Origin of the sequence: Pseudomonas sp. Pseusp11 (assembly GCF_047304405.1) — a bacterium.
In the GTDB taxonomy this organism is placed as follows: domain Bacteria; phylum Pseudomonadota; class Gammaproteobacteria; order Pseudomonadales; family Pseudomonadaceae; genus Aquipseudomonas.
In genome coordinates, this window is record NZ_JBGLZF010000092.1 from 1 (window position 1) to 1,448 (window position 1,448).

1 protein-coding gene is annotated in these 1,448 nt (G+C 61.6%); it reads right to left on the reverse strand.

The features are described from left to right. The coding region (locus tag ACCC96_RS30270; RefSeq protein WP_413697740.1) for a VCBS domain-containing protein at positions 1-1,448 on the reverse strand (1,448 nt) is incomplete at both ends.

Here is a 1,448-nt window from a genome sequence, read left to right on the forward strand (position 1 = left end):
TCCGATGCCCGCACAATCACGTCATAGACGTTGTTCGTTCCCGAATCAGTCGGTGCTTCAAAGTTGGGTGCAGAGATAAAGCTCAGCGCGCCTGTGCCTGAAGCGATCGAGAACTTCGCGGCATCCACTCCGCCGACGATGCTGTAGGTCAGCGTTTGTGCCGGCAGGTCTGCATCGGTCGCTGCCACTGTCGTGACCGCCGTGGTGTTCTCCGTCACGTTGACCGAAGCGGTCGCACCACCGCCGTTGGAGGTGATCACCGGGGAGTTGTCGTTGACGCCTGTCACGGTTACTGCGATCGCCTGGTCGTCAAACAGTGTGCCGTCCGATGCCCGTACAATCACGTCATAGACGTTGTTCGTTCCCGAATCAGTCGGTGCTTCAAAGTTGGGTGCAGAGATGAAGCTCAGCGCGCCTGTGCCAGAAACGATCGAGAATTTCGCGGCATCCACTCCACCGACGATGCTGTAGGTCAGCGTTTGTGCCGGCAGGTCTGCATCGGTCGCTGCCACCGTCGTGACCGCTGTGGTGTTCTCCGCCACGCTTACCGAAGCCGTCGCACCAGCACCGTTGGAGGTGATAATCGGGCTGTTGTCGTTGACGCCCGTCACGGTTACCGCAATCGCCTGGTCGTCGAACAGCGTGCCGTCCGATGCCCGCACAATCACGTCATAAACGTTGTTCGTTCCCGAATCAGTCGGTGCTTCAAAGTTGGGTGCAGAGATAAAGCTCAGCGCGCCTGTGCCTGAAGCGATCGAGAACTTCGCGGCATCCACTCCGCCGACGATGCTGTAGGTCAGCGTTTGTGCCGGCAGATCAACATCAGTCGCCGTTACCGTTGTGACCGCCGTGGTGTTCTCCACCACGTTGATCGAAGCCGTCGCGCCACCACCGTTTGAGGTGATCGTCGGTGAGTCGTTGCTGCCGGCGATATGCACGGTGACTGAGGTGAGGGTGCCATCGGCACTGCTCACCGCGAAGGTGTCGGTGTAGGTGGTGCCGGCGGCGAATTCGTTGTGCGCGGAGTTGGCGACGTAGGTCCAGGCACCACCGGTGCCGATGGAGAACTGGCCGTAGCTGCCGGCGGTGTTGGTTTGCGCGACGAAGGTTGCGGCGCTGTCGACGTCGCTGATGGTCAGGGTGCCGGCGGTGGAAATGTCGACGGCGGCATTGGTCTCGGTGAGGTTGGCGGTGCCAGCGGACAGCACGGCCGCATCGTTGGTACCGAGGATGTGCACGGTGACCGAAGTGAGGGTGCCGTCGGCACTGCTCACTGCGAAGGTGTCGGTGTAGGTGGTGCCGGCAGCGAACTCGTTGTGCGCGGAATTGGCGACGTAGGTCCAGGCACCACCGGTGCCGATGGAGAACTGTCCGTAGCTGCCGGCGGTGTTGGTTTGCGCGACGAAGGTTGCGGCGCTGTCGACGTCGCTGATGGTCAGGGTGCCGGC